Below are 23214 nucleotides of genomic sequence, written 5' to 3'. Positions count from 1 at the left end.
ATCGGTTTCATTGCGTAAAGACTGAAGTTGATTATGCGCCCGTTCGTAATACGATTTAGCCAAACCGATCAACGAATCAGAGCTATTTGACGTGGAAACATGCTGTTGGGCAGGCGAAAATCGTAGATAACAGTATGGATAAATGTTTACAGCAGACGTTGCGTTTGCAAGCATCGACTTATGCAAGCGATAGTCTGCAGTGATAACATCCGAGTTCGTGCGCTGCGATGACGTATCCGACGATCTGGTTGATTGCTTGCCCCAGACGGGTCCCGTAGCTGCCGTCCAAGCAGAAAGGCTGGAAAGAGCTTTATCGTCGTTATCTATCATAAGAAATATGCCAGTTCATACTTCCACACTGCAACTGCTTCTCTACTTAGTTCGTCCCACATTTCTCTAATAGGCGCGCCTATTAGGGGAACAGTAGGCATCGAGTTAACATCGATCTTAAAACCAAGGTAGTTGGTCGTGCTGACTGAGGCGTTGCTGACGGTTCCAGGTGTATTTCCCGCGAAAAAAGTAACTTGCCCTGTCGTCCAAGCGCAAATTCGATTCATTGTTATATGGTCTGCTACTTCAAATCTTCGCTGCGCGTTAAAACCGTATGACGGTTCGATAGCGTTTTCAGGAAAGAAGACATGGGGAAGCGAAGACTTCAAAAGATCCACCGAAGGAAAGCCATTCGGAACAGTCCGGGCTAAATCGAGAACTAAGGCAATTCGCGCCACGGAGCGTGCAACCGAAACAATTTTGGCAAATTCTATTACTAGGAAAGTGGCATCTTCGATGTTCTGTATGCGCGGTGGCTCACTCAACGGCGGCGTGAGGCCGGGAATAGACTGAAAAACAGGGTTGATATTAATGATCAATTGCCCCTGTCGAGAATTGATCGCAACATTATGGCCGCGGCGTTCGCCTGAGGCACTTGATTCTAGTACTGGTGAAGTTGGATTGCGTTGAAACGCATCTGGCGAATCACCAGGAAAAAGCTGTCCCCATATTTCTGCCGCCCCGTAGGTTGGGTCATTTGGGAGGTAGTATACAATAGCTTGGATTGTATCCGCTTGCCATTGCATGGAAATTTCCTTCTCAAAACGTCACATTTTTTTGCCCCGGGGGGCAGTAGACCGAGCGTTAGCAACGATTTTCAAGACTGCCAACGCAACCCTTCCGTTGACTGGCTTCAACGTACCTTGAAGCCAACTTTCTCGAGTTCGGTTAACATCGTTCGAATCCTACATAGGATATCTTCGCGTCGATTTCGATGCGTCAAGGCGATTGGGGACACGACGGTGAGTGAGGTGAGGCCTAGCGTCCAAGTTGGTGGCCATTCACGAGAGTGTAACGCCTGGTTGGAAATGTCGGGCCTCCGACCAACATCGCTGTTGCAGCATACGGTTTTTGGAGCCTAACCGCGTCCGCATAATCACCCTGCAACCAAGTATCGCATTCCTCGGGCCGCAGGATCGTAATCATCGCCTTCGGGTGGATCGGCGCGACCAGTTCGTTGGCGTCGCAGGTCACCATGGTAAAACCGTTGCCCTGCGCCGTCGCCTGCCAGAAGCCTGCGACGGCAAAGACCGGCTGATCGGTCACGCGGAACCACATCTCCCCCTTCAGCGGCGGCTTGCCGTCGCCGAGGTCGTGCTTGTCCGGCGTCCATTCGCAAAACTCGGTCAGCGGCACGAGGCAGCGATTGGCGGAGTTGGACGCCAGCTTGCGCCACTGGGGCAGGGCAAGGTTGCGGACATTGGTCATCGGCCACGCCGCCTGTCCGCCCAGCACGTCCCACGCCATCACGTCCCACGCGCGCTCGCCATCCTGTTCGCGGATGACATAGGCGCGCCCCTTCGGCCGCAGCTCCTTCGGATCGAACCGGTTGTCGCGCGGGCGTTCGGTGAACAGCTTTTTCGCCGATCCGAACAGGGTGGTGGGTTCGCCGTCGAAGCGGGCTCGATTGCACATGGTTCAAACATAGTCCCCTCCATCCCGGCCGCCAGTGCCTCCGCAGATTGCTTTGGAAACAGCACGATGCGTCTTGCGAGGTGTTGGCAGATGGGGGCATGCTGTTCTGGCGGCACGAAAACGATGGCCTTTGCGACACCTATTCCGTCGCGGTCTGCCACGTCCTTCGCGGGACCTGCGTGACGGGAGGCAGATGATGTTCCATGCGATCGGTGCGGTCCTTCTGGCGGCAAGCCCGACCCCGGCCGACGCCGGGGCGATCATCGCCGCGTTCGACCGCACGTTTTGTCGCCCCGGGGCGAGCCGGTTGGACACGTCCGACCTGACATCGATGGGGCTGACGCTGGTCCGAAACGACGTAGCGAAGGGTGTGGATTACGCGGTCGACGGTCCGGTGAGCAAGAACGACCGAACCTTCCGCCGATGGGAGGGTGACTATCGGGGCGGCACCGCGGCGCTTTGGAACCTGCGTTTTGACTTCGAAGAGGGCACCGACAGTTTATCGGCTCGGCTCATCCTGTCCCCGGCGGCAGAAATGACCGGCGAAGCGATCGAGCGGCGTATCGGTGGGTCGTTCCGATCGGGGGGTTCACCGCCCGGCCAAGACGGTCTGCGCGTCGCAGAGACGTCCTCGGCGGCCGGCACGACTGCAATCTCGATCTGGTCGCGAGCGAGTGACGAAACGGGCAAGATCGAGTGGTATATCGCGTGTCGAGTGGAGGATATCTGACCGGGCGTCTGACTCGGCCCCCGCCCTTACGATCCGCCGCCACCTTGCGGAATGTTCTCAATATGTTCTATTTTCCGCGCTTGGTGATTCGAGCAGGAAAGGAACCGACCGGTGCAACACGATCCACAGATGCGCGCCGCCGCGCTGGCAGTGTACGAGGCATGCTATCCAACCGACGACTGGGCGCGGCTCGACTTCGACGACGCCGAACGCCACCGCACGGTTGAATATCGTCAATCCGTAGACGCCGCCCGCCAAGTCCGCTCCGTCCTGACAGTGCCGGGCGAACAGCTCGCTATGGATGCGTTGCTGTGATGCGACGGAAGGGCGAGCAGCCCTTGCCGGTGTATCTGGACAGCTGGTCGGATAGTCACCCGGTGGCGCGTAGCATCGCGAGTGGAACATGGTGGTTTCAAGCGTGGATGGCGCAGATGGCAACGCCGTTGGATCGACTGGCACGAACGACGGGTATCCCCCAGCGTAGGCTGTCGACGCTGTGTCATCCAGACCGGGTGTCACTCGCCGAGATCGATGCGCTGGCGCGGGCCTGGTCGATCAGCGCCGGAGATTTGCGCGCGTCGATCCCAAGCGAGTTGATCGTGCCGTAAACGACGGCGATGAACGCAACTGTCGGTTCGGGGTCTATGTGGTTCACTTATCTGTTATTTCTGCCACCATAATTTTTGGCCGTTGCGGCGGAGTATGGCGTCCCGACGGATTCTGAACCACCGACCCTCTCGGTGTAAACGCCTGCGTCCCGCCAATTTCTAGGGTTTTTTGTGCGGACGTGGAGGGTATTTGCGTGCTGTGCCCCTCCTTTGCAATTTCTGCGCGCACGCCGCTGGTTCATATTGAACCAGCGAAGCTCTCGGGACGGATTCCGACCCGAGAAGGTTAATTTCACGCGCTTTCGAGCTTCAGTCCGGTCGCGAAGCCCCGATCGCCGAGGGTGTGCGTCACCTCGGCCAGGACCCAGCGCTGGGCGTCGATCGCGGCCTTGAACCCCGACAGCACGATCGGTGTCTCGGGCTTCAGGTCTGGGCGGCCGAGTGCGAGGGACAGCGACAGGGTGCGGGGCTGGCGGGAGGCGCGGCCGGCCTCGGCCTTGGCGGCGGCGCGGGCTTCGGTCTCGGTGGCGTAGGTGCGCGACAGCTTTCGCGCGCCGTCGCCGTTACCGACCGTGACGGTCCGCTTCTTCGCGGTGCCGCGATCGTGCCAGTCGGCCGACACGCCGGACGCCTCTTCCTGTTTCTGCACCTGATAGTCGTGCCGGTCGCCATCGCGGCGGCGGATGGTGACGGCCGGGAGCGCCGCGCCGGAGACGGTGGCGCGGTCGCCGATCGGCTTGAGGATCAGGCGGCCATCCTTGATCGTGGCGACCGCGTCGTGATCGCGCCCCAGACGGCGCAGGAAGGCGAGGTCGCTTTCGCGGCTCTGCGCCCTGGTCGTGACCGCGATCAATGCGAGGGCGGCGGCGCAGCGGGGCTGGAGGCCGTGTGCCTGCGCGACGTCGGCGACGATCGCACCCAGCGTGGTGCCGTGCCAGCTCCGCTCGCGCCGGACGCGCATCGCGCCGGTGAAGTCGGCGGCGCGGGCGCGCACGGTGATCTGGTCGGGCGGGCCGCTATGGCCGACGTCGTCGACGATGTAGGTGCCCATGTCGATCAGGCCGGGGGTGACCTCGGGTCCGGACCGCCAGCCCAGCGATACGCGGATCTTCGCGCCGGTCGGGGGCAGGTCGACGCCGCCGTCGCTGTCGTCGATGACGAGGTCGAGCTGGTCGGCCTCGGACCCGCGCTTGTCGGTCAGGCCGAGCGAGATCAGCCGCGGGCGCGCGGCGTTGCCGGGGCGGCCTTCGCGCAGGACCGGGGTGATGTCGCGGCCGTCGACCTCGACACGGTAGTCGGGGATATTGCTCATCCGTCGACGCGCAGCAGCTCGATCGCAAAGTCGATCGCGCGGGGGGTGCCGTCGGGAAAGAGGGCGCGGTGCTTTTCGTCGAGGGTCTGGATGACAAAGGCCCCGAAGACGGTGCCGGCACCGTCGACCAGCGGCCACGCCTGACCGGACGCACCCATCTCCCGCAGCCGATCGAGATTGGCGCGGCCATCGGTCAGCTCGGCATGGGCGGTGCCGGCGATGCTGACCGATTCCTCGCCGGGGCCGACATATTGGGTGGCGTCGCGCGCGCCGACGCGGGACGCGGTGGCATGCCGCCATGCGGTGCGGCGCGACAGATCGTCATGGGCGAGGGTGGGGAGGGAGAAGGGGAAGAGCCCGAGCGACATCAGCATCAGACGTTCCAGTCGGGACGGTCGGCGAAGGACGAATAGGATGCGGCGCGATCCTCACGGTCGATCCTGTCGATCGCGTCGCGGACCGCGTCGGCGATCGACTGCGCGTCGCCGGTGGCATTGATGGTGATATTGTAGGTGCGGGCGACCGGCGCAGGGCCGCCGCCCGGTCCGCCGGCACCCGGTGGCGGTCCCGCGCCGGCGGCCAGCGCCGGGGTGGCCGCACCCAATGCCATCGCACCGCCCAGCTCGGCGGATAGGCGGGCGATGCGGTCGAGCGGCCCGCCCGCGCCGCGATCGATGCCGCGCTCCAGCCCCTGCATCATGAAGCCGCCGAAGCCCATGAAGACGCGGGACGGGGAGCGGATACCGAGCTTCGATTTGAACCACGCCGCCGCGCTGCCGGCGGCGTTGACGATCGTCGATTTCAGCGCGCCGAGCATGCCGGTAATGCCGGTGATGAGACCGGTAATGAGCATGCGGCCGAAGTCGGAGAATTTGGCGGGCATGGAAATGCCCATCCAATTCATGACCCCTGCGAAGGCCTGATAGAAGAGGCCGAGCGGCGAGAAATTGAGGATGGTGGTGCCGATATTGGCGATGCCGCTGTTGAAGAACGCCTTGATCCGTCCCCATAGCCCACCGAACCAGGCGACGATTCCGTCCCAGTTATTGTAGATCAGGTACGCGCCGGCGGCGAGCAGCGCGACGGCGGCGACCACCAGCAGGACGGTGCCGAGCAGCGGAAGCATGGCGATGCCGGTGGCGGTCGACAGCGCGCCGAACAGCGCCATCGGTCCCATCATCGCGGCATAGCCGAGGGTGAGCAGTGCCGCAGCGCCGAGCAGCGCGGTGAGGCCGACCGCCAGCAGGGCCACCGCCTTGGTCAGGGTCGGGTGGCGCTGTGCCCAGTCGCCGAGGCACGATGCCATTGCAGCCGCGCCGGACAGCAGATCATTCACGGCCGGCAGCAGCACGGTGCCCATCTGGATACCCAGCGTCTGCGCATTGACGGTGAGCCGCTTGGTCTGCTCGGCGCTGTCGCGCATGCGCTCGGCGAAGTCGCGGTCGGTGGTGCCGCCGGCCTTGCCCGCCTCCTCGCGGATGCGGCGGAATTCCTCCATATTCTGGATCAGCGGGCGCAGGCCGGCCTGCACCTGGGCGTCCTCGAAAAGATACCCCATGCGCGACAGGTCGCCCTTCAAGGTCTTATTCGTCAGCTCGGCAATTGCCTCGATCGGCGTCTTGCCCTCGGCATACATACGCATGAGCGCGGCGGGCAGGTCGACGCCCATCTTTTCGAAGGCCTTTACCGTCGCCGGGCTGGTGATCTTCTGCAGGACATTGCCGAGATTGCCGGCGGCGGTGGCGCTGTCGCCGGCACCCTTGCGGGTGATCTGCAGCGCGGCGGCGAGGTCGTTGCTGGCGGCGACGCCCTTCTGCCCCAGCCCCTGATAGGCGGCGGTGAGCGCAGGCATGTGCTGCGCCATGTCCTTCACCTCGAAGGCACCGGCCTTGCCGGCGGCGGCCATGCCGTCGATCACGCGCGAGGTATCGGCGATCGACACTTTCAGATTGTCGTGGACGGCGAAGCGGGCGGCGGCGAGGTCGGCGATCTCGGCCTTGTACGCGGTCGCGGCCTTGCCGATCGGCTGCATCATCGCGGTCGCCTGTCGCGGATCGAGGCCGAAGCCCGACGGGGTGTCGACGCCGCCCTGCATCGCGTCGGGCATCTGATTGGCGGCGCGCGCTGCCTTCAGCAAGTCGACGCCCATCTTCGCGGTGGCGGCGCGGGCCAGATTGGCCTTCTGACCGATGTCGGTCATCTTCGATTCGTATTCCTGCGCGGCCTGCACGCCGGCGACGATCGGCACGGCCATCGCGCCGGCGGTGGCGAACATGCCCATGCCGGCACCCGCGACATTCTGCGCAGTGCCCATGGTGCGATTGAAGCGGTCGCGCGCCGCGCCGAACCGCTGCTGGCGGCCGGTCAGGCGCTCCAACTCGCGGCCCTGGTCTTCGAGCGTGCGGGTCAGGTCGCGCGACCGGTCGCGCAGTTCGCGATCATGGCGGGCGAGGTCGCGGGTGTCGATGCCGGCCTCGCGCAGGCGGGTGCGCAGCTCCTGCAGCTGCTGCGTCTGGCCACGATGCTGGGATTCGAGCTGGCCGGCCTCGCGCTTCGCCTTTTCGAATTCGCGGGTCAGCGCCTTCGTGGGATTGGCGGTCTGGGCGATCTCGCGGCCGAGCGCGGCGGCGCGGGTCTGGGCGGCCTGCATTGCCGCCTCCGACCCGCGCATACTTCCACGCAGGGTGCGGAAGGCGTCGATCTGCCCCTGCGCGTCGCCGATCCTTTGCAGCTCCTGCCGGGTGCCGCGCAACGCATCGGCGGCGCGGCGCGACCCGCCGGTGATGTCGCGCAGGGGGCGGCTGACGCGATCGGCGGCGTCCATGAGGATGCGCAGGCGCAAGTCGCGATCAGCCACTTGTCTTTTCCTTCTTCGGCGCGCGCTCGATCGCGAGGCGGTGCCAGTCCATCAGCTCGGCCAGCGACATGTCGGACATCGCCTGCAGGTCGGGCTGGCCGCGCAGCACCCACCAGATGTCGGCCATGACCGGCTCTATTCGATCGGGGAGACCGCCTGCTTCGCGGCCGAGGGCAGCAAAAAATCCAGCACTTCCAAATGGAATTGCGTCAGGTCGGCGGGGTCCATTTCAGCGAAATGCTGCTTCTCGAGCCGGGGCTGGGTGATGCGTGGGGCGAGCGTCTCCAGCGCGGTGTAGTCGCCCTGGATCAGCGGATTGGTGGACAGGCCACGCAGCTCGCCGGCCTTGGGCTGGCGGATGGTGATGACCGTACCGGCGTCGTGGACGATCAGGCTGGCGGCCGAGATCGCCGACTGCAGGGTGAAGGTGGTGGTCTTCATGGGTCAGGCTTTCGTGACAGAGGCAACCGCCCCGGCGCGCGGCCGGGCCGCAGGGGATCAGGCGCGGCCGAGGGCGGCGCGATGGGCTTCCATGATGTCGCGACCGCCGTAGCGTTCGATCATTGCAAGGACGTCGATATAGACCAGCTCCTCGCCGTCGCGGTGGAGCGAGTAGAAGGCGACCGCCGTCTTGCACTTCATCTCGCTGTCCTCGCCGGGCTTGGATTCGCCGAGGTCGATTTCCTCGTGGCGACCGCCGATGACGGCTTCCCAGCTATGGACCGCGCCGGTCGAATCGTCCTGGAAGGACGCGACGAAGCGCAGGAGCTGGCGCTCGATCGCGGTGGAGCCGAATCCGGTGATGACGTCGCGGACCCAGCCACCGGCGGTCCATTCGGCCTCCAGCGCCTCGCCGCCCATGTCGACTTTGATCGGGCGATTGAGGCCGGCGGGGCGGAATTCCTCGAATTTACGGCCCAGCTTGGGCAGGGTGACCGACACCTGTTCGGCGCGCCAGACACCGTCGATATAGAGGTCGGATTGCTTGAATTTTTCGGCAAGGGCCATGGGGATGCTCCGGAAAGGGGATCAGGGCGCGGGTGGGATCAGGCCCCGACCAGCGTGCTGAAATCGGCGAGGAATTCGTCGGTGACTTCCTGCGACAGGTGCAGGTGTTCGAGTGGCGGGACCGGCGTGTATTTGTACCGGATCGACAGCTTGCCCGCCTTCAGGTCGGCGACCGGATTGCGGGTCGGATCGTACCAAGCGTCGGCACCGAGCAGCTCGCCGGCCTGCGTCATCGCGCGCAGCTTCTGATTGACCTTGGCCACGATGTCCTTGGCCAGGGAGGGGGTCAGCGGCTTGTCGATCGCCCAGATCAGGCCATTGGCTATGGTGTCGGCGACGATGTGCGCGGTGCGGGTGGCGCTTTCGAAATAGAAGTCGGCGTCGGTCGAACAGGTGCGCGATCCCCAGAACCGCAGCTCGCCGTTCAGGCGGACGATGGTCGTGATCTCGTCGGCGTTCAGGCGATTGGCGTCGGCGTCGGGATCCTGCAAATCGAAGGGGACGTCGGCGGTGGTGCCGGTGACGCCGGGGATCACCGTCAATATTGGCGACTTCGTTCGGCATGTGTCATGTATCAGTTTGTAGAAACTGGTCCAAAAATGCGCAGGATTGTGTGAAAGATCAAGCGGAATTTCCAGATTTGGCGAATTTCGCTTCGCGTCTTAGGGAGGCGCGAAAGGCAAGTCGTTGCAATCAGACTGACTTTGCAGCGTTAGGTGGGGTCGGGTTGGGTTCGCAAAGCCGTTACGAGAAGGGCGAAACTGCGCCCGGCGTAAATTATTTGATGCTGCTTGGGGCGAACGAAATCGACGTTGGCTATCTTCTCACCGGCCGGCACACTTGCGATTCGTTGGATCAGGAAACGAGCGCCATCGTCAGCAGCGTGAGAAGGTTGGCGGACGATCAGAGACGCAGCCTGTTGACCTTCTTAGCAACAATCGTCCCTGATCCATCCGACACGGACTGATCCCACGCGATCCTGACGGCCCGAGATTGTGGGTATGTTGGGGGTATCGTTTGAAGCACCACATTTCTAAGTCGCTCTGACCGCGCGCTTCGCGGTACGGTCGCGGACGGCGTGTCCGCCCGTACACTGCCACAAAGCGCGCTTCCGCCGCCGCGTCCGAGATTAGGTACATCCTGAGATTCGCGGTATAGCTGCGATACTCCCGCAGACTGCCACGGCGCAGCGGGGGCAGAGAGACGCACGTGCTCCCGCTTTGTGGGAATTTTGCTATGTGCATACGTTCATACCATCATCGTCGTGCGTTAACCGAACAGAGGATGGCAAACGCCGCGGACAGTGCCGTTGCTCGCATTTGTCACACTAAGCTGGCCGCTTTGCATCGCTCGTTGAAGGCAGGCGGTGCCCTCGGAGCAAAGGGCGAGGCACCGCTCTCGGTGGTGGTCAGGTCATGACGGCACCCACTCAGTCACCGGCTTCCGGTCGGGTCGCATTCATTGGAGCTGGGCACGTCGGCGCAACAGCGGCCTACGCCATGATGTTGAGAGCGCTGTTTCGCGAGATTGTGCTGGTCGACAGCAACGCGGCGCTTGCCGCAGCCGAGGCTGCCGACCTTACCGATGCAAACGCGCTTGCGAGGCCTGCACGAATTTGGGCCGGTTCCTATGAGGATGCCGCAACAGCGGATATCGCTGTGGTTACAGCCGGAGCGGCCTCACACGGGAGTGAGACACGGCTGTCGCTCGCCTCGCGCAGCGCGATTATCGTCGAGGATTGCGTCAAACATCTGGCAGACGCTGGATTTGCCGGTGTGCTGGTAATTGCGTCGAATCCTGTCGACCTGATGACGATGATTGCCATCCGCTACGCCGGGCTGCCCCGACACAGGGTCATCGGTACAGGTACTCTGCTAGACACCAGTCGGCTCAAGCAGAGCCTGTCCGCAGCGCTCAACCTCTCAGCCGGAGCGATCGACGGTTACGTGCTTGGGGAGCATGGCGACAGCGAAGTGGCGGCGTTCTCAACGGTTCGGATTGGCGGGCAGCCACTTGGTGACTTCATCGATACCAGTAGCCCGCTCGATCTGCCGGCGTTGGGCGAGCATGTCCGCGATGCCGGTTATCGCATCGTCACGGGCAAAGGCTTCACATCCTTCGGCGTTGCCACCGCCATCGTCCGCATTTGTGAGGCAGTGGTCCGGGACGAACGGTCGGTGTTGCCCGTTACCGCATGGATTGAGCATGGATATGGCATGCGCGACATATGCCTGAGCCTGCCGTGCATCGTCGGCGCTGGTGGCACCGAACGTGTACTTTTCCCGGCGCTCGATACTGACGAGGAAGCCGCGTTACGCGCGTCTGCTGCGAAACTGACGGAGGCATTTTCCAAGCTTGACAGCGACAATGGACATCAAGGCTTAGGTGTCCGCTGATCTACTAGGGCGGGCGAAGGGTATGCCTCGCGCGGCGGCGAGTATCAGCGTGGTATGAAGCAGCGCGGATTGGCCGTCGCGGCGGACGGTGTGTCCGCCGCTAGCATGTTTGAAATTGTCGAAGAGTCGCATTCGCGGGATCGCCCGATTCGGGTCCGCTAAGGGTCAGAAGCGGACCCGTGCCGGACGGATCAGGCGGGAAAATGAATTCCGCACAGCTTGTTGCCGTCAGGGTCACGAAAATAGGCCAGTTCGATGGTGCCCAACGAGGCAGTTTCGCGCGGTCCGGGCGGAGCTTCGATCGAGGTTCCGCCGGCTGCAACGGCGGTATCGTGAAGTTCCTTTACCTGCTCGGGTGAGTCGCAGGAGAAGGCGACGGTGCTGCCGTTGGCGACGCTTGCCGGTTCGTCGTTGATGGGCTGGCTGACGATGAAGTTGGTCCCGTTGCCGTTGTTGTAGATCAACCGTGTATGGCCGCTGTCGGCGATGTTCCGCGTCCCTTCTCCTGCACCCAAGGTGCCGAGCACCGTGTCGTAGAAGCGCTTGGACCGTTCAATGTCGTTCGATCCGACCATGGTGTGAAACAGCACGAATACTCTCCCAAAGGCTGATCGACTTCCGATCGCCATTACCGGTCTCGCCTAACCGGTACATAACCCGCGGTCACCCCCAAGCCCTCGTACTGTCCGCTACCGGGCGGCAGCGGTTGCGAGGGTATGACCGGGCAGATTGCGGGTATCGGCAATTACAGGACCGGCAGATCAGGGAGGCGGCGGCGGACGGAGTGTCCGCCGCTACACGTGCAGGTTTCCGCAGAGGTTATATCTGAACTATAACATTATAAAATTGTGCACCGCAATGTCGGTTCCAGTTACCAAAATGCCGTATTTGCGAAAAAGTTGAGACAATGGCGAAACGCTATTTTATTAAATATACCTAGCATTATTAGATCTTCTGAATTGAACTGTCCGTACCTAGAATGCTCAGTAACGATATTGCTTGAGTTTGATGGTTGCTTGGCGCTTGATATCGACTTCTGAAGCGGAGCTTCGAGTCATGCTGCGATCCCTGGTTTCCGTTCTCGCCCTGGCCATCAGCCTGCCCGCCCATGCGCAGTTGACCGGACCGGTCAAAAACGGCGACCAGACCATCACCGTCACCGGCGCACGTCCGCGCGAGGCCAAGGTCGAGTTAAGCGACTGGCGCATGGCCGAAACGCCGCATGTGGTTGTGTTCAGTCAGGGTGACGAGAAGAAATTGCGTGAGGCGGCGCACAATCTCGAAAAGCTGCATTTCCTGCTGTCCGCGTTGTTCGACCGGGCCGACAAGCCCGACGAAACGATAAAGGTTGCGGTGACGATGATCGGCGATGTCGCCGAGTTTGAACAACTCCGCCTTACCGATCGCCGATGGCAATATGGACCGTACCCGGCTGCTTTCGCCAAATCGATCTACTACGACCCGCGCAGGGATGGACCGGTACTTGCGACGACCGAGGAGGGGGTCAACCTCATCCTGCAACCCTCCGATGGTCGGCCGACGAGACGAAATTGTACCGAAAATGATGGCCCGTTAATCGATAATTTTCTTGTAGCTGGCCCGAGCGGTGAATTAACCGCAGCAGAATTTGCCGCACAAATACGGAAGAACGAGATCGCCATCTGCCAATCAGCACAATCCCGGCTATACGCCGCGTTCGCGCAAAACTATCTCATGACCTACTTCCCGGCGGCCTATCCCCGTTGGTTCGTCCAAGGGTTCGGCGAACTCTTCGCACCTTTGGTCGCCGACAAGGATTATGTCGACTACGGCCAGCGGCCGGAAGGCTATTTCCAGGTCCTCGACCGCTACGGCGATTATCCGGTCAAGGACGTGCTCAACGGCCGCTATCTGTCGGGCGAGGGTAAGGCATGGACGCCGTATCACGCATGGCGGCTGGTCCATTTCTTCTACTTCTCGAAGGAATGGAAACCGCGCCTCGACAAATATCTAGCCGACATCGCCGCCGGGGTGGATCCGAAGCGCGCATCCAAGGCCTTCGGCGATCCCCGCGCCCTGCAACGCGCGGTGACCATCTTTCGCGGCAGCAAGGCGCCCTATGACCGCCTGACCTTCCCCGCCGAGCGCGCCCCCGAACCCAGCGTCCGCCGCCTAACCCGCGCCGAGGCCGGGCTGATCCGTGGCCGCCTCGAACTCGGCGCGCGGATCGAGGTGCCCGACAGCGGCCCCGACCGCGACAAGGCGCTCGCCCGCCGCGCGGCATGGCTCGACCAGCTGCGCGGCAACGCGACCCGCTTTCCCGACCTGATCGAGAATCAGCTGCTGCTCGCTGAGGCTGAATGCCGCGCCGACAATCCGCAGCAGTGCCTCGCCGCCGCCGACCGTGCGATCGCGCAGGCACCGACCGATACGCGCGCGCTGGTCTGGAAAGGCACCGCGCTGATCCAGCTCGCCGCCCGCGCCCCCGCCGCTGAACGTTCGCAGAAACTGGCCGAAGCGCGCAGTTTCTTGGTCAAGGCCAACCGCATCGACCCCGAAGGCATTCTGCCGCTGATCGCCTATTATGACAGCTTCGCGGTGGCGGGCGACCCTGCCACCGATGCGGCGGCCGGCGGGCTGTACAAGGTCGTCCAGTCCGTCCCCGCCGCAGCGACGTCACGCCTCGCGCTTGGCAAGGAACTGCTGGACCGCGATCTAAAGGGCGACGCCCGCAGCACGCTACTTCCCGTCGCACGCGGACCGTTCGACACCCCCGAACAACCCGCCGCCGCCGCTCTGCTACGAACAACCGGTAGTCGCTAAGGCCGTTTTTTCTCGAGCGGGGCCTGCAAGCTTCACTGGACGGCTAAGTCTAGTCGTCCTGGCGGACGGTGCGTCCGCCGCTAGGATGGCTAGGGTTAGTAGTAAGCGGCATTGCGCGAGGCCGCGTGTCGATTTAGCTTCGAACATGATGAACAAGCGAATTCGACGCCGTGTAGGCGATATTTTGAAGATCAGTTTGGGCGGAGGCGTCCACTCGTATGCGCAAGTCGCCGAAGAGCCGCTGATCGTTTTTTTTGATGGGGCATGGAGCGAGGAATTGCCTATCGACGACGTTATTGGGCTCCCCAAGCTTTTCCGTATTTGGGTTCACAATGATGCGGTGAAGAAGGGCATTTGGCCGGTTATCGGCAGTCAACCACTTGCACCCGAACATGCGGCCGAGCCGTATTTTTATAAGCAAGATAGGATAACCGGGCGGCTGTTCCTTCACCATTCTAGCTTTGCAGATACAGGTTGGGAGCATCCTGCGTCAGCCACGGATTGTGAGGGATTAGAACGTGCGGCGGTGTGGGACGCAGAGCACGTGGAGGACCGCCTCAGAGACCACTATGCGGGCCAACCCAACAGTTGGTTTGAAAGCCTGCGGATCGACAAAAGGGCGCTGTCGTAAACCTTCTGCGCCAGTGCGATGGCCAAAGTTGGCGTGATAGGACGGGCGTATAGTGAGGGTACTTGGTGCCCCCTGTAGCCGTCAAACCGGCTCATTTTCATAATCCTAATACCTTAACGGCGGAGCGTACGTCCGCCGCCCGAAGATCCGGCCATGATGTGGATCGGTCGTTTCAACTGCCCGAGAAACTGGCCCGCGTCTCGCCGATCTCCCCAATTATGGCAAACCATCTGGCTCTGGAACAGGCAGCGATTTTAGAATTGCCTGAAGCTCCTTGTTTCTCGAAACATACCTTTCAAGATCACAACCGTAGTCTACGGAATAGAAATTATTGACTGACGGGCCAATCCACTGAAACGATATCCCTCCGCTATCGGTGACGTATGAATCTCTACATTGATCGCCGCTGGCGAGATACGCTGCAATATCCTTGCCTGAAACGGCATCAGGCGCGCGCCGGAACACTTCCATGCGGACAACAAGCTCGTAAAACTGCTTTGCCGTTAGCAAGAAGCGCCCCTTTTCGCCGGTAGATTTTTTTATGAACCGGCCTTTGCCCTGATCATCGATCGTGACCTCCAAGCCGGGTGCCCAGATCATCAATTGCTGCAGCTTGGGGGGGCTTGGTCCACCACATGCTGCTAGCCAGAGCGCCAATGCAGGGAGGATGTGGAACCGCATGTATCAACGGTGGACGCTTGGCAGGTTGGCCGCAAGCTGGTGGTAGCCAGGTTCGGGTACTGCATGACAAAATTCCGGGTATCACCCGCCTCGGAACCTGCGGATATCTGCACGTGGGGCGGACGGTACGTCCGGCGCTCGAATGTCCGGCTATGGTGGTCAGCGGACGTTTGGATTGTTGGGGTTCGCGGCGCGGCGTTGCCAAATGCCTCGAACGAACCATACCAAGTTTGTAGCAGTTAGTGCACCGCCAACAATGCCAACCCACGCGTTCGAGAGGCCGTCAAACCAACCGTAATGCAGTGCGGCCCACGTGAAGCCAAAGAACGCACCGACAGTCACTAAAGCACTAACAGAGTCGCGGGCGTCGCTGGTCATAAGGTCCGGTCCCTTCGGCGATAATTTCTGGCAGAAGCGTCGAAGGTCCGCAACTGGGCGTCAGCGGAATGGCTGCTTTTCCTCCCGATAGCTGCCGGTCGGCTTCCGGGCGGCGCGGACAGCTAAAGGGCCACTGAACGGCGATAGGTCGTGGAAGGCGAAATGGCGGCTTTCGGCTTGCATCTCGGGATCACCGGACTTCACGCGTTGGCTTGCACCACCATCTGCCCGTCGGCTTTGCGCACCTCGTTGCATCGGAAGAAGTCCAAGGTGCTCCGAGCGTAAAGTGCGCTCTCAAGTGTAAGGGGCCATGCGCCGGGGTCCTGCTCGCCGAAGGCCGGGAACGACCAACAAACAACAAGTCTAGGCTCAGAACCGCTAGTCGCGAACGCTCTGATGGGAGGATTACCGGGATAGCCTGAGCGACGTGCGGCCGCGACTATCTCATTTGCGATGGCTCCTTCGAGCCTGACAAGCTTGTTTGTGTCGGTGATCCACAGACCCGAAGCGCCAGCCCTCCTTTTCGTGACCCGGTTAACCGTCGCGTCCTCCAGAACGGTTTGCCGATCAAGGCACCCGCCTTTCCAGCATGAAGGATCAAACTTTGCGCTCAAGCTAACGCTTGAGAACCGAAAGACACTCTCTTGTTCATCGGAGCCAAAGCCTGTGTCGTTCACCAGAGGTCGGAAGCTAATCGCGAGACAACGGTCCGCGTTGCGGCTTTTGCTCGTCATTCCTTCTGGGCACAGCGAGCACTCCCACTGGTAACATTCGTCAAGCTGCCCCGTCAGGCGCACCCTTTTACCGGCGTAATCATCTGGCCGAGACCGCACTTGCGCCACAGTTGTGACAATCTCCGAGCCAGCTTTATGTGGCGAGCGCATCACCTCGGCAGCGACCCAGCCCGCGCCCCCACTGATAATAGCTGTCGCGGCAACAAGTGGCCATGATGCTCGGGTGAAGCTCAGCATCAGGGCATGCTGCTTCATCTTTCGAATGTCTGCAATGGGCATCGCAGTTGACCCGCACGAAGTCCGCTTCTGGGCGTAACCGGACGCGGGTATCGCGCGGGTATCGTCCGGTAATGTAATTGCCAGAACGCCGGGTTTCTGGGGCCCTTCCTTTGCGGCGGCGGACGGGTCGTCAGCCGGCCGGTGTCTGCAACTGTTGGAGAGCGGACCTTCAGCGGTTTCGATATGCCACAGTCTCGCTTGATGCGAACGGCGGATCGACCACATCGGCGTACCAGTCTGTCCGAAAGCCCGGTAGGCTCGCAAGATGTGCCATCAGGTCTTTCCAGCCTGCTGTCTCCTCATGAAAGGTCCAAAATCGACCTGCCACCTCTACATCGCAGCAGATCTAGTCAGTCGTGATCTCGTCCCGCTTGTAGAACACAACAGCGTCTACCTCCGAGAGCGGTATTGCAGCCAGGATGTCGGGCGTAATGCTCACCAGCGGATCATCATCGGGAACCCCAATTCTCGCAAGAGGGTCGGTTGCTGCCACTGCGGAAGATTGGTGGAAAGCTGCCGTTGCGGATGATCACGGCCGGGCTACAACGCCTTCATGCTTTGGAACGTCATAGACAAACGCACCCGCCCTTATCGCTGGCGCGAGGTCAACGCGATCGTGGAAGCGGTCCAGCACGACAATAGTTGTCATGATGCCGATCAAGCACCGGAGAGTGATCCGTCGCTGGTGGTAGATTATGATGCGCTAGAAGCCGTTTCGGTTCAGGACGCGATAGCCTGGGCAAACGCGCAGCGGTGCCCAGTTACACTGTACCTCTACGACCTCGGTGGTGGCTTCACCAGCGACGAGCACTTCAACGAAATGGGCAAGCGCTTTCCCGGCAACGATGCAACCCCCGCGGATTGAGCGGCCGAAATCGGGCGCTACCGACCGTGGGTATCGTGCGGGTATTTATCGTTTAGACCATCCTGAGAACCGCGCTTTTCTGGGGCTTTCGTACAACGGAGACGGAGCGCATGTCCGCCGCTTTCGCGGCGAATCTAAACACCCGGTTCTACCGACCAGCGGAGGATCTGCCTAGTCGCGTGATTCGGGTGTTTTCAAGAAAGTTTCATACGACGATTAAAGCGATTTCTGCCTTATAAGTAGTAGCGTGATTGGGTCACGAGGCTCTATCGTTACTGAATGTTCAGACAAAAAACGACCTTCGTCATCGGAGCGGGAGCAAGCTGCGAACTTGGGCTGCCTTCCGGTGAGACTCTCAAGTTGCAGATCCTCGACCTGCTGCAACCTACAGATGATAATGTCTACGGGTTCGTCGATAAAACGATGATCGAGATTATGCGGCTGCGAGTTGGACCGGACGTATGGGAGGCTCAAGCTAAGCTTGCTCCAATGCAGCAAGCTGCAGAGCGCATCCGGCGTGGATTGCCGCTAGCGATGTCTATCGATAATTTTCTACATAGCCATTACGGAGATGGAGATGTCGAGTATTTGGGAAAACTAGCGATTGCAATTTGTATATTGCGTGCGGAAGGGAGCTCCCACCTATTTTTGCAGCCGGACCCGCTTGCCTCATATCGCTATGAAAAAACCGAGAAGAGGCTTTGAATAAGTAATGCAGATATGTTGAAGAGCTGGTATCCTTCTTTTGCTCAGCTATTAATGTCTGGAGTTCAAAAGTCAGACATTACCTCTGCCTTTGAGAATGTACGTTTCATAATATTCAATTACGATAGATGCTTTGAGCAATATATTTGGTCTGCGCTGCAAGATTACTTCTTGATTAGCGCTGACGAGGCATCGGAGGTTCTTTCCAAGGTTCGCTTTATCCATCCGTATGGGTCGCTCGGCCCACTCCCATGGAGCGGTGGTTCTAGCGCCGTTCCTCTTGGCGGCGGGACGGTCGAAGATATTGCGTACATCGTTCCACGTATCCGAACGTTCACGGAAAGTGTACAAAGCGATATTGGGGGTATAGTCAAAGAAGCAATGGAATGGGCAACTACTCATGTCGTACTAGGGTTCGGCTATTTAGATCAGAACATTCAGCTGCTTTCACCTTCTGGGTCCGTAAGGGCTAGCAGAACATTTAGTACCGCCTATGGAGTTTCGATCTATGATCAAGTGATCATGAGAGACGCCATGATTGCGTTGAGCGGGGTAGATGCTGAAGCAGTCATGATAAATGCAGGTACCTGCCGAGACCTTTTTGACAGTTATCGGCTCCACTTTAGTCTTCGATAATGTGGAACAGGCGGTAAGGTCGTCGGTATATGAACCGAGGGAAAAGGTGAGCGTGTCCAGCAAGAAAGACCAGGCGCTGGCGTTCATCTCGGGATACATCGTTCGTGAAGGCCGCAGCCCCACGATGCGCGAGATCGCTGTGTTTCTCGTCGTCAGCGACACTCGCGCCAAGGCGCTGGTGAAGAAACTCGCGGCCGACAAAATGATCGAGCGACCGCCCGGATCACAGCGCGCGATTACCGTGCCCGGTTTGATGGATCGGCATATTCAGCAACGCATGCGCGAGATGGGCGGCTTCGTCATCAACGACGATTTCCTGTGCCCGTTTAAAACGGTCCCGTTACCACAAGGTCATCTGCCGCTCGTCGCGATCATCGATCATATTCCTCCCACTGAGGGGGATTTCGATGGCACACCTAGCGAATAACGGAACGCCGATTGTCGCGGACATTTGCGCGGCCGAACGGGAAAGACAGCGCGTCGCGCACCTGGTCATGGGTGCGCCGCGGCCGAAGCCGGGACGTAACAAGGCTCGTAAGGGCAAGATCGCGACGATCGTCCGCCTCGCGCCCGGCATCGAGGAGCGCGTGCAACTGCGCGAGCGCTGGTCGCACAAGGCGTTCGGCACAGCCGAGACGCACGAGTTTGCGCAGGCCGAGCTACGGCGCGAGGGCGCGATCGCCCGCCTCGTCGTGACCGGCGCGCTCGATGTGCACCAGTTGGCCGCAGCCGAGGAGATCGCAACGGCGCATCAAGTGATCACCGCCGACGTCGCGGTTCGCACGGCACGATACGAGCCGCGTGGTACCGGAGGCGGCCCGAACGCGGCATCGGCGGAGCGCGTTGGCGCAGTCCTGCGCGAGATGGCCTATAGCCGGTGGCGCGAGGCGATCGGCGTCGACGGTGCCATGCTGCTGGCGATCATCGTCGACGACATGGGACTGGTCGAGGCGGCCCGGCGCTGGCGCATGTCGAATCGTCGGGCAAAGGCGATCCTGATCCGCGCACTGGACGGGTGGAAACGGGTCTAGGGGGTTACCTTTGGGGAACTTCCCACAAGGGAACGTGTGAAAGCGGTCACCGAACCGGCACAAATGACCCCGCGATAGTTGCGTCCGACGCCCGCTGATCCTTCCCCCCATCGGGATCAGCGGGCGTCGTGCGTTCGAGGGAGGCTGATCCGATGCACACCCGTTCCGACCACTGTCGTACCGCCCAAGCGCGGTCGAACGTGCCCGATCAGCTCGAACGGCTCACCGACCGGTTCGACAGCCTGACGCACCGGGCGCGCTTGGGCGACCCATCCCCTCACCAGTTCGAAGAGCTGGAGAGCGCGGCGCAGGCCATCGCTGCCGATCTGGTGGCAATTTTTCGGGGCCGTCGGGCCAACCCCACCAACCCGCCGCTCTACGTGAGCCGCGACGGCACCAGGGCAGCATGGTAATGGCGACGGTACGCGATCAGATGCAGAAGGTGATCGACGCCGGACACCCCGACAGCGCCCTTGTGGGCATGACCGTTGGTGCGTTGCGGCAGCTGCTCGGCTCTGGCCTTCCCGCCGGAAGGCGACGTCAGATACGAGCTGCGGTTTCAGGATTACCAGGGCAGCGGCGGCTCCTATTACTGGAACGTCAGTCAGATCCTGCTCGGCCTGATCCTGAACGAGCGGTTCCCCGTTGAGCGCGTGACGATCGATCGCGCGCTGGCGCACGCGGGGAAGAAGGAAGCCGACGTGAACGTGAAGGTCGAGGGTGCGTACAATCGATCGAAGCAGATCCGCGCGCGCCGCCGGCTGATGCAGATCTGGGCCGATCTCCTATTCCCTGCTGCCTGACCTGTCCCCGCGGGGGGCGGGGCGGCTCTTTCGGCACGGTCCGTGCTCGTCCCCGTCGCTAAGCCCCGGGGCGGCGCAGCCGCCCTGTCCCGCGGTGTCCACGGGACGCGAGGGTTCGTCTGCCGGGCGGTGGCAGGCGGGGACAAAACGCAAGGCGGGTCGGTTGGGCTGGGTGGTGCTGCCTATTGATGCGTGTCGCGGGAGCGACACTTTCTGATCTTCATTCTGAGGGGGGAGACAGTCCATTTTCCAGACTCGGACTTGATCCTCGATCGAAGGCGGCTCCCAAGGCGGCGACGGCGGCGGCGAGGTCACTGGGAGGGACCGGACGGGGAGCAGGGCGGGGCGTGACAGTGGGTGGCGCCGAAGGCTGCTGCTTTGCCCGGAGTACCATCCGGGCCTTCGCGCGGGCGAGCAGCTGTCGGAAGCGGTCGCGGACGTTCCGGCCGGCGCGCGAGGCGATTCGCGCTTCGTCGACGAAATAGCTGTTGTTCGTTTGCTGGCGGATCGGACCGCCCGGCACCGGGTCGCTTATGCGTATTGTGCGGCGAACCCAGCCTATGAAGCCGTGCCGTTCGAGACGGGCGAGCGCGTCGACGATCGTCTGGCGGACATAGCTGGTGGCCTTCATGAGCTGGCTGATGGCCGGATCGATCCGGCCGGTCTTAAACTCGTGCCAATGGTTGCGCAGCAGCGCCTCGAGCACGACGATGCCGGTGTCCTTCAACGGCCGCGGCTTCTTTTTGCCCCGCTCGAACAGGTCGTACTCGCGCGCGGTCTTCACCAGTGCGTCGACATAGGCGTGCGTCGCCGCCTCGCTGCCATCCGCCAACCGCTGCGACACCTGCGCACGGCTGTCGTGAACGTCATAGCTCTCGCGATGGACGGCGCGATCGTGTCCGCGCTCGCGGCCGGAAAGCTTTGCGGCAAAGCCGCGGGTGACCGCGCGTGATGCGCGGGCAATCTCGCGAGGGGTCGAAGGGGTAAGCGACATCGGTCGGCTCCCAACAGGGAAGTCGATGGGCGCACGAAAGCGCTGCCGGAATCGCATCCGACGCGGCGCATCGTGTATGGGTTCGATCAGCGAGCCGCGACTATGGCGGGACTCGTGGACTTCTGCGGGATGGAGGGGGACCGCGGGCAGCGGCCCGGCGTCTCAAGCCTTATAGAGCTTGAGGGGTCTGTCGTGGTGGTCGCGCTCCTTCGCTACCACTTTGTCCATCCGGTCAGAGCATCATCCGAGCTCCCGTAGCTCCGACGACATCCGATGTGGCAGCATCCTCATATTCCGGCTTGGCCGCGTGTGACGGAATCAGTCGGTGGGCTGGACTCCAGGTTTGCCAAGATCGGGTCGATCGCATTACTTTGGACGATCAAGCCGCGACTGGAGCTTTGCGTCTGGTGAAGGCTGCGGTTTCGCCGTTCCGGACCGCAATGGTGGTCCGTCTAAACCCATTGATGCAAAATACGGCCAGCAGCCCATGCCGGCGTCCGTGCGGTCGGTTTTTGTGTCCCAAAATCGAACTGTTGCCCGGTTCGTTGGTTTAGCTTCTACAACGATAACGGAGAGGTTCGGACATGGTTACCATTAGTCAACGCCGCCCGATGATCGATGGGTCGCGCGATCGTCCGCCCAACATGACCGGGTTGATCCTGTGCACCCTGCTGGCGTTCCCATTCTGGGGAGTGGTCCTCGCCGTCGTCCTCTAACCCGTTCCCTAGGATGCGCTTGCAGCGGGTTCGGGACGCCCCATGTTGCGTTCGAATGTCGGCTCTGATTAGACGGGTCGAGTGTCTCGAACGGAAAATGTCGCAATGTCTGTAGTCCATCACACCCGTATGCTCGTCCTTGGCTCCGGCCCGGCGGGGTTATCCGCAGCAATTTACGGGGCGCGGGCCGGGATGGAGCCTATTGTAGTTCAGGGTATCCAACCCGGTGGCCAGTTGATGACCACCACCGACGTCGAGAATTATCCGGGCTTTCGCGATGTCGTGCAGGGTCCATGGCTGATGGGCGAGATGCAGGCACAGGCCGAGCATGTCGGTACCCGGATGATGTGGGACACGATCGTCGATGTCGACCTCACGCGCCGTCCGTTCCGCCTGACCGGCGACAGCGGCGACGTATACGAAGGCGACGTGCTGGTGATTGCGACCGGCGCACAGGCCCGGTGGCTCGGCCTCGAAAGCGAGGAGTTGTTGAAGGGCAAGGGCGTATCGGCCTGCGCGACCTGCGATGGGTTTTTCTATCGCGGCAAGAAGGTCGCGGTCATCGGCGGCGGCAACACCGCGGTCGAGGAGGCGCTGTACCTGACCAATCACAGCGACGATGTCACGATCATCCACCGCCGCGACAGCTTCCGCGCTGAACGCATCCTGCAGCAGCGGCTTTTCGCCAGCGACAAGATCAGCGTGCTATGGAACAAGCAGGTCGAACGTTTCGTCGGTGGTGGCAGTCCGCACGGGCTGGTCGGTATCGAACTGAAAGATACGGTGACCGGCGAACTGTCGATGCTGCAGGTTGATGGCGGCTTCGTCGCGATCGGTCATCACCCGGCGACCGAGTTGTTCCGCGGGCATCTGGCGCTCGACGAGGACGGCTATATCGCGGTCGAGACCGGATCGACCCGCACCAGCGTACCAGGCGTATTTGCCTGCGGCGACGTGATGGACAAGGTGTACCGCCAGGCAGTGACGGCAGCGGGGACCGGTTGCATGGCCGCACTGGACGCCGAGCGGTTTCTGCAGGCCGCCGAGTTCGACGCACTGGCCGAAGCCGCGGAATGACGCCGG

General features: G+C 61.5%; 29 protein-coding genes. 16 read left to right on the top strand and 13 right to left on the bottom strand.

All coding sequences use genetic code 11. The features are described 5' to 3' along the window. Positions 1-326: 326 nt before the first annotated feature. Positions 327-1076, bottom strand: coding sequence for a hypothetical protein (locus ASE50_RS18495; RefSeq protein WP_156347311.1), 750 nt, complete (start codon positions 1074-1076; stop codon positions 327-329). Between the two features lie 232 nt (positions 1077-1308). Next, a complete protein-coding gene (locus ASE50_RS05325; RefSeq protein WP_056396693.1) occupies positions 1309-1965 on the bottom strand; it encodes an SOS response-associated peptidase family protein in 657 nt (218 codons plus the stop codon). Between the two features lie 196 nt (positions 1966-2161). Between ASE50_RS05325 and ASE50_RS05320 the strand changes: the two genes are divergently transcribed. From ASE50_RS05320 to ASE50_RS18950, 3 genes are all read left to right on the top strand, one after another. Next, entirely contained in the window at positions 2162-2695 is a 534-nt protein-coding gene (locus ASE50_RS05320; protein ID WP_156347310.1) for a hypothetical protein, read from the top strand. A 111-nt stretch (positions 2696-2806) separates the two neighbouring features. Continuing rightward, entirely contained in the window at positions 2807-3010 is a 204-nt protein-coding gene (locus ASE50_RS05315) for a hypothetical protein (RefSeq protein ID WP_056396687.1), read from the top strand. 116 nt (positions 3011-3126) lie between these two features. Beyond that, positions 3127-3303, top strand: coding sequence for a helix-turn-helix domain-containing protein (locus tag ASE50_RS18950; protein WP_162236159.1), 177 nt, complete (start codon positions 3127-3129; stop codon positions 3301-3303). A 292-nt stretch (positions 3304-3595) separates the two neighbouring features. Here ASE50_RS18950 and ASE50_RS05305 read toward each other — a convergent pair whose 3' ends face one another. The 7 genes from ASE50_RS05305 to ASE50_RS05280 are packed head-to-tail and all read right to left on the bottom strand — an operon-like array spanning position 3596 to position 9016. Next, a complete protein-coding gene (locus ASE50_RS05305; protein ID WP_056396681.1) occupies positions 3596-4615 on the bottom strand; it encodes a contractile injection system protein, VgrG/Pvc8 family in 1020 nt (339 codons plus the stop codon). Next, positions 4612-4989 carry a phage tail protein gene (locus tag ASE50_RS05300; protein ID WP_056396678.1) on the bottom strand — a complete coding sequence of 126 codons (378 nt, stop codon included), beginning with the start codon at positions 4987-4989 and terminating at the stop codon, positions 4612-4614. The genes ASE50_RS05305 and ASE50_RS05300 overlap by 4 nt, the downstream gene beginning before the upstream one ends. Beyond that, positions 4989-7472 (bottom strand): phage tail tape measure protein, encoded by a 2484-nt coding sequence (locus ASE50_RS05295; protein WP_200909484.1) that lies wholly within the window; start codon positions 7470-7472, stop codon positions 4989-4991. The genes ASE50_RS05300 and ASE50_RS05295 overlap by 1 nt, the downstream gene beginning before the upstream one ends. Beyond that, the gene (locus tag ASE50_RS19400; protein ID WP_156347309.1) at positions 7465-7599 is read right to left on the bottom strand and encodes a GpE family phage tail protein; all 135 of its coding nucleotides are present in this window, start codon (positions 7597-7599) and stop codon (positions 7465-7467) included. The genes ASE50_RS05295 and ASE50_RS19400 overlap by 8 nt, the downstream gene beginning before the upstream one ends. A gap of 8 nt (positions 7600-7607) precedes the next feature. Beyond that, positions 7608-7913, bottom strand: a complete 306-nt coding sequence (locus tag ASE50_RS05290) for a phage tail assembly protein (protein WP_056396676.1) — start codon at positions 7911-7913, stop codon at positions 7608-7610. Between the two features lie 57 nt (positions 7914-7970). After that, positions 7971-8480: a phage major tail tube protein gene (locus ASE50_RS05285; RefSeq protein ID WP_056396673.1), complete on the bottom strand. Its 510-nt coding sequence runs from the start codon at positions 8478-8480 to the stop codon at positions 7971-7973. 38 nt (positions 8481-8518) lie between these two features. After that, positions 8519-9016 (bottom strand): phage tail sheath C-terminal domain-containing protein, encoded by a 498-nt coding sequence (locus ASE50_RS05280; RefSeq protein ID WP_235512198.1) that lies wholly within the window; start codon positions 9014-9016, stop codon positions 8519-8521. Positions 9017-9024: 8 nt separating this feature from the next. Here ASE50_RS05280 and ASE50_RS18485 point away from each other — a divergent pair, with 8 nt between their 5' ends. Together ASE50_RS18485 and ASE50_RS05270 are read left to right on the top strand one after the other, a co-directional pair. Then, positions 9025-9447: a helix-turn-helix domain-containing protein gene (locus ASE50_RS18485; RefSeq protein WP_156347308.1), complete on the top strand. Its 423-nt coding sequence runs from the start codon at positions 9025-9027 to the stop codon at positions 9445-9447. Between the two features lie 448 nt (positions 9448-9895). Beyond that, the gene (locus tag ASE50_RS05270; protein ID WP_056396664.1) at positions 9896-10876 is read left to right on the top strand and encodes an L-lactate dehydrogenase; all 981 of its coding nucleotides are present in this window, start codon (positions 9896-9898) and stop codon (positions 10874-10876) included. A gap of 191 nt (positions 10877-11067) precedes the next feature. Here the strand turns inward: ASE50_RS05270 and ASE50_RS05265 are convergent, their stop codons facing one another. Further along, positions 11068-11466 (bottom strand): VOC family protein, encoded by a 399-nt coding sequence (locus ASE50_RS05265; protein WP_056396661.1) that lies wholly within the window; start codon positions 11464-11466, stop codon positions 11068-11070. 466 nt (positions 11467-11932) lie between these two features. Here ASE50_RS05265 and ASE50_RS05260 point away from each other — a divergent pair, with 466 nt between their 5' ends. Beyond that, entirely contained in the window at positions 11933-13678 is a 1746-nt protein-coding gene (locus ASE50_RS05260) for a hypothetical protein (protein ID WP_056396657.1), read from the top strand. Positions 13679-13823: 145 nt separating this feature from the next. Continuing rightward, the gene (locus tag ASE50_RS05255) at positions 13824-14309 is read left to right on the top strand and encodes an immunity 26/phosphotriesterase HocA family protein (RefSeq protein ID WP_056396652.1); all 486 of its coding nucleotides are present in this window, start codon (positions 13824-13826) and stop codon (positions 14307-14309) included. Positions 14310-14525: 216 nt separating this feature from the next. On the opposite strand, the gene ASE50_RS18145 is transcribed toward ASE50_RS05255, so the two are convergent. Both ASE50_RS18145 and ASE50_RS18480 read right to left on the bottom strand, forming a co-directional pair. Beyond that, positions 14526-14990, bottom strand: coding sequence for a hypothetical protein (locus ASE50_RS18145; protein WP_082438810.1), 465 nt, complete (start codon positions 14988-14990; stop codon positions 14526-14528). A gap of 159 nt (positions 14991-15149) precedes the next feature. After that, positions 15150-15368, bottom strand: coding sequence for a hypothetical protein (locus ASE50_RS18480; RefSeq protein ID WP_156347307.1), 219 nt, complete (start codon positions 15366-15368; stop codon positions 15150-15152). 1566 nt (positions 15369-16934) lie between these two features. Here ASE50_RS18480 and ASE50_RS05245 point away from each other — a divergent pair. The 7 genes from ASE50_RS05245 (at position 16935) to ASE50_RS05220 (ending at position 20421) form a co-directional block, all read left to right on the top strand. Continuing rightward, on the top strand, positions 16935-17246 hold the full coding sequence (locus ASE50_RS05245; RefSeq protein ID WP_056396649.1) for a hypothetical protein: 312 nt from the start codon (positions 16935-16937) through the stop codon (positions 17244-17246). A gap of 279 nt (positions 17247-17525) precedes the next feature. Beyond that, the gene (locus tag ASE50_RS05240) at positions 17526-17951 is read left to right on the top strand and encodes a hypothetical protein (RefSeq protein WP_056396646.1); all 426 of its coding nucleotides are present in this window, start codon (positions 17526-17528) and stop codon (positions 17949-17951) included. A gap of 15 nt (positions 17952-17966) precedes the next feature. Further along, positions 17967-18587, top strand: coding sequence for a hypothetical protein (locus ASE50_RS18475; RefSeq protein ID WP_156347306.1), 621 nt, complete (start codon positions 17967-17969; stop codon positions 18585-18587). Between the two features lie 52 nt (positions 18588-18639). Beyond that, positions 18640-19014 (top strand): LexA family protein, encoded by a 375-nt coding sequence (locus ASE50_RS05235; protein ID WP_156347305.1) that lies wholly within the window; start codon positions 18640-18642, stop codon positions 19012-19014. Beyond that, positions 18995-19618 (top strand): hypothetical protein, encoded by a 624-nt coding sequence (locus ASE50_RS05230; RefSeq protein ID WP_156347304.1) that lies wholly within the window; start codon positions 18995-18997, stop codon positions 19616-19618. Before ASE50_RS05235 ends, ASE50_RS05230 begins: the two co-directional genes overlap by 20 nt. A gap of 152 nt (positions 19619-19770) precedes the next feature. After that, on the top strand, positions 19771-20031 hold the full coding sequence (locus ASE50_RS05225) for a hypothetical protein (RefSeq protein ID WP_056396637.1): 261 nt from the start codon (positions 19771-19773) through the stop codon (positions 20029-20031). A 78-nt stretch (positions 20032-20109) separates the two neighbouring features. After that, positions 20110-20421 carry a hypothetical protein gene (locus ASE50_RS05220; RefSeq protein WP_156347303.1) on the top strand — a complete coding sequence of 104 codons (312 nt, stop codon included), beginning with the start codon at positions 20110-20112 and terminating at the stop codon, positions 20419-20421. A 220-nt stretch (positions 20422-20641) separates the two neighbouring features. Here ASE50_RS05220 and ASE50_RS05215 read toward each other — a convergent pair whose 3' ends face one another. After that, positions 20642-21415, bottom strand: a complete 774-nt coding sequence (locus ASE50_RS05215) for a hypothetical protein (RefSeq protein ID WP_056396633.1) — start codon at positions 21413-21415, stop codon at positions 20642-20644. A gap of 584 nt (positions 21416-21999) precedes the next feature. Between ASE50_RS05215 and ASE50_RS19595 the strand changes: the two genes are divergently transcribed. Together ASE50_RS19595 and trxB are read left to right on the top strand one after the other, a co-directional pair. After that, entirely contained in the window at positions 22000-22131 is a 132-nt protein-coding gene (locus ASE50_RS19595; RefSeq protein ID WP_268794915.1) for a hypothetical protein, read from the top strand. 129 nt (positions 22132-22260) lie between these two features. Beyond that, positions 22261-23208 carry a thioredoxin-disulfide reductase gene (trxB, locus tag ASE50_RS05210; RefSeq protein WP_056396630.1) on the top strand — a complete coding sequence of 316 codons (948 nt, stop codon included), beginning with the start codon at positions 22261-22263 and terminating at the stop codon, positions 23206-23208. Positions 23209-23214 lie beyond the last annotated feature (6 nt).

This window comes from Sphingomonas sp. Leaf5, from assembly GCF_001421155.1.
GTDB lineage: Bacteria > Pseudomonadota > Alphaproteobacteria > Sphingomonadales > Sphingomonadaceae > Sphingomonas.
This window is presented reverse-complemented; position numbering and strand designations above follow the sequence as displayed.

Coding starts and splice junctions, on each gene's coding strand:
- ASE50_RS18495 (WP_156347311.1), bottom strand. CDS start 1,076: ATGCAATGGCAAGCGGATACAATCCAAGCTATTGTATACTACCTCCCA.
- ASE50_RS05325 (WP_056396693.1), bottom strand. CDS start 1,965: ATGTGCAATCGAGCCCGCTTCGACGGCGAACCCACCACCCTGTTCGGA.
- ASE50_RS05320 (WP_156347310.1), top strand. CDS start 2,162: ATGTTCCATGCGATCGGTGCGGTCCTTCTGGCGGCAAGCCCGACCCCG.
- ASE50_RS18950 (WP_162236159.1), top strand. CDS start 3,127: ATGGCAACGCCGTTGGATCGACTGGCACGAACGACGGGTATCCCCCAG.
- ASE50_RS05305 (WP_056396681.1), bottom strand. CDS start 4,615: ATGAGCAATATCCCCGACTACCGTGTCGAGGTCGACGGCCGCGACATC.
- ASE50_RS05300 (WP_056396678.1), bottom strand. CDS start 4,989: ATGCTGATGTCGCTCGGGCTCTTCCCCTTCTCCCTCCCCACCCTCGCC.
- ASE50_RS19400 (WP_156347309.1), bottom strand. CDS start 7,599: ATGGCCGACATCTGGTGGGTGCTGCGCGGCCAGCCCGACCTGCAGGCG.
- ASE50_RS05290 (WP_056396676.1), bottom strand. CDS start 7,913: ATGAAGACCACCACCTTCACCCTGCAGTCGGCGATCTCGGCCGCCAGC.
- ASE50_RS05285 (WP_056396673.1), bottom strand. CDS start 8,480: ATGGCCCTTGCCGAAAAATTCAAGCAATCCGACCTCTATATCGACGGT.
- ASE50_RS05270 (WP_056396664.1), top strand. CDS start 9,896: ATGACGGCACCCACTCAGTCACCGGCTTCCGGTCGGGTCGCATTCATT.
- ASE50_RS05260 (WP_056396657.1), top strand. CDS start 11,933: ATGCTGCGATCCCTGGTTTCCGTTCTCGCCCTGGCCATCAGCCTGCCC.
- ASE50_RS05255 (WP_056396652.1), top strand. CDS start 13,824: ATGATGAACAAGCGAATTCGACGCCGTGTAGGCGATATTTTGAAGATC.
- ASE50_RS18145 (WP_082438810.1), bottom strand. CDS start 14,990: ATGCGGTTCCACATCCTCCCTGCATTGGCGCTCTGGCTAGCAGCATGT.
- ASE50_RS18480 (WP_156347307.1), bottom strand. CDS start 15,368: ATGACCAGCGACGCCCGCGACTCTGTTAGTGCTTTAGTGACTGTCGGT.
- ASE50_RS05245 (WP_056396649.1), top strand. CDS start 16,935: ATGCTTTGGAACGTCATAGACAAACGCACCCGCCCTTATCGCTGGCGC.
- ASE50_RS05240 (WP_056396646.1), top strand. CDS start 17,526: ATGTTCAGACAAAAAACGACCTTCGTCATCGGAGCGGGAGCAAGCTGC.
- ASE50_RS18475 (WP_156347306.1), top strand. CDS start 17,967: ATGTTGAAGAGCTGGTATCCTTCTTTTGCTCAGCTATTAATGTCTGGA.
- ASE50_RS05230 (WP_156347304.1), top strand. CDS start 18,995: ATGGCACACCTAGCGAATAACGGAACGCCGATTGTCGCGGACATTTGC.
- ASE50_RS05225 (WP_056396637.1), top strand. CDS start 19,771: ATGCACACCCGTTCCGACCACTGTCGTACCGCCCAAGCGCGGTCGAAC.
- ASE50_RS05215 (WP_056396633.1), bottom strand. CDS start 21,415: ATGTCGCTTACCCCTTCGACCCCTCGCGAGATTGCCCGCGCATCACGC.
- ASE50_RS19595 (WP_268794915.1), top strand. CDS start 22,000: ATGGTTACCATTAGTCAACGCCGCCCGATGATCGATGGGTCGCGCGAT.
- trxB (WP_056396630.1), top strand. CDS start 22,261: ATGCTCGTCCTTGGCTCCGGCCCGGCGGGGTTATCCGCAGCAATTTAC.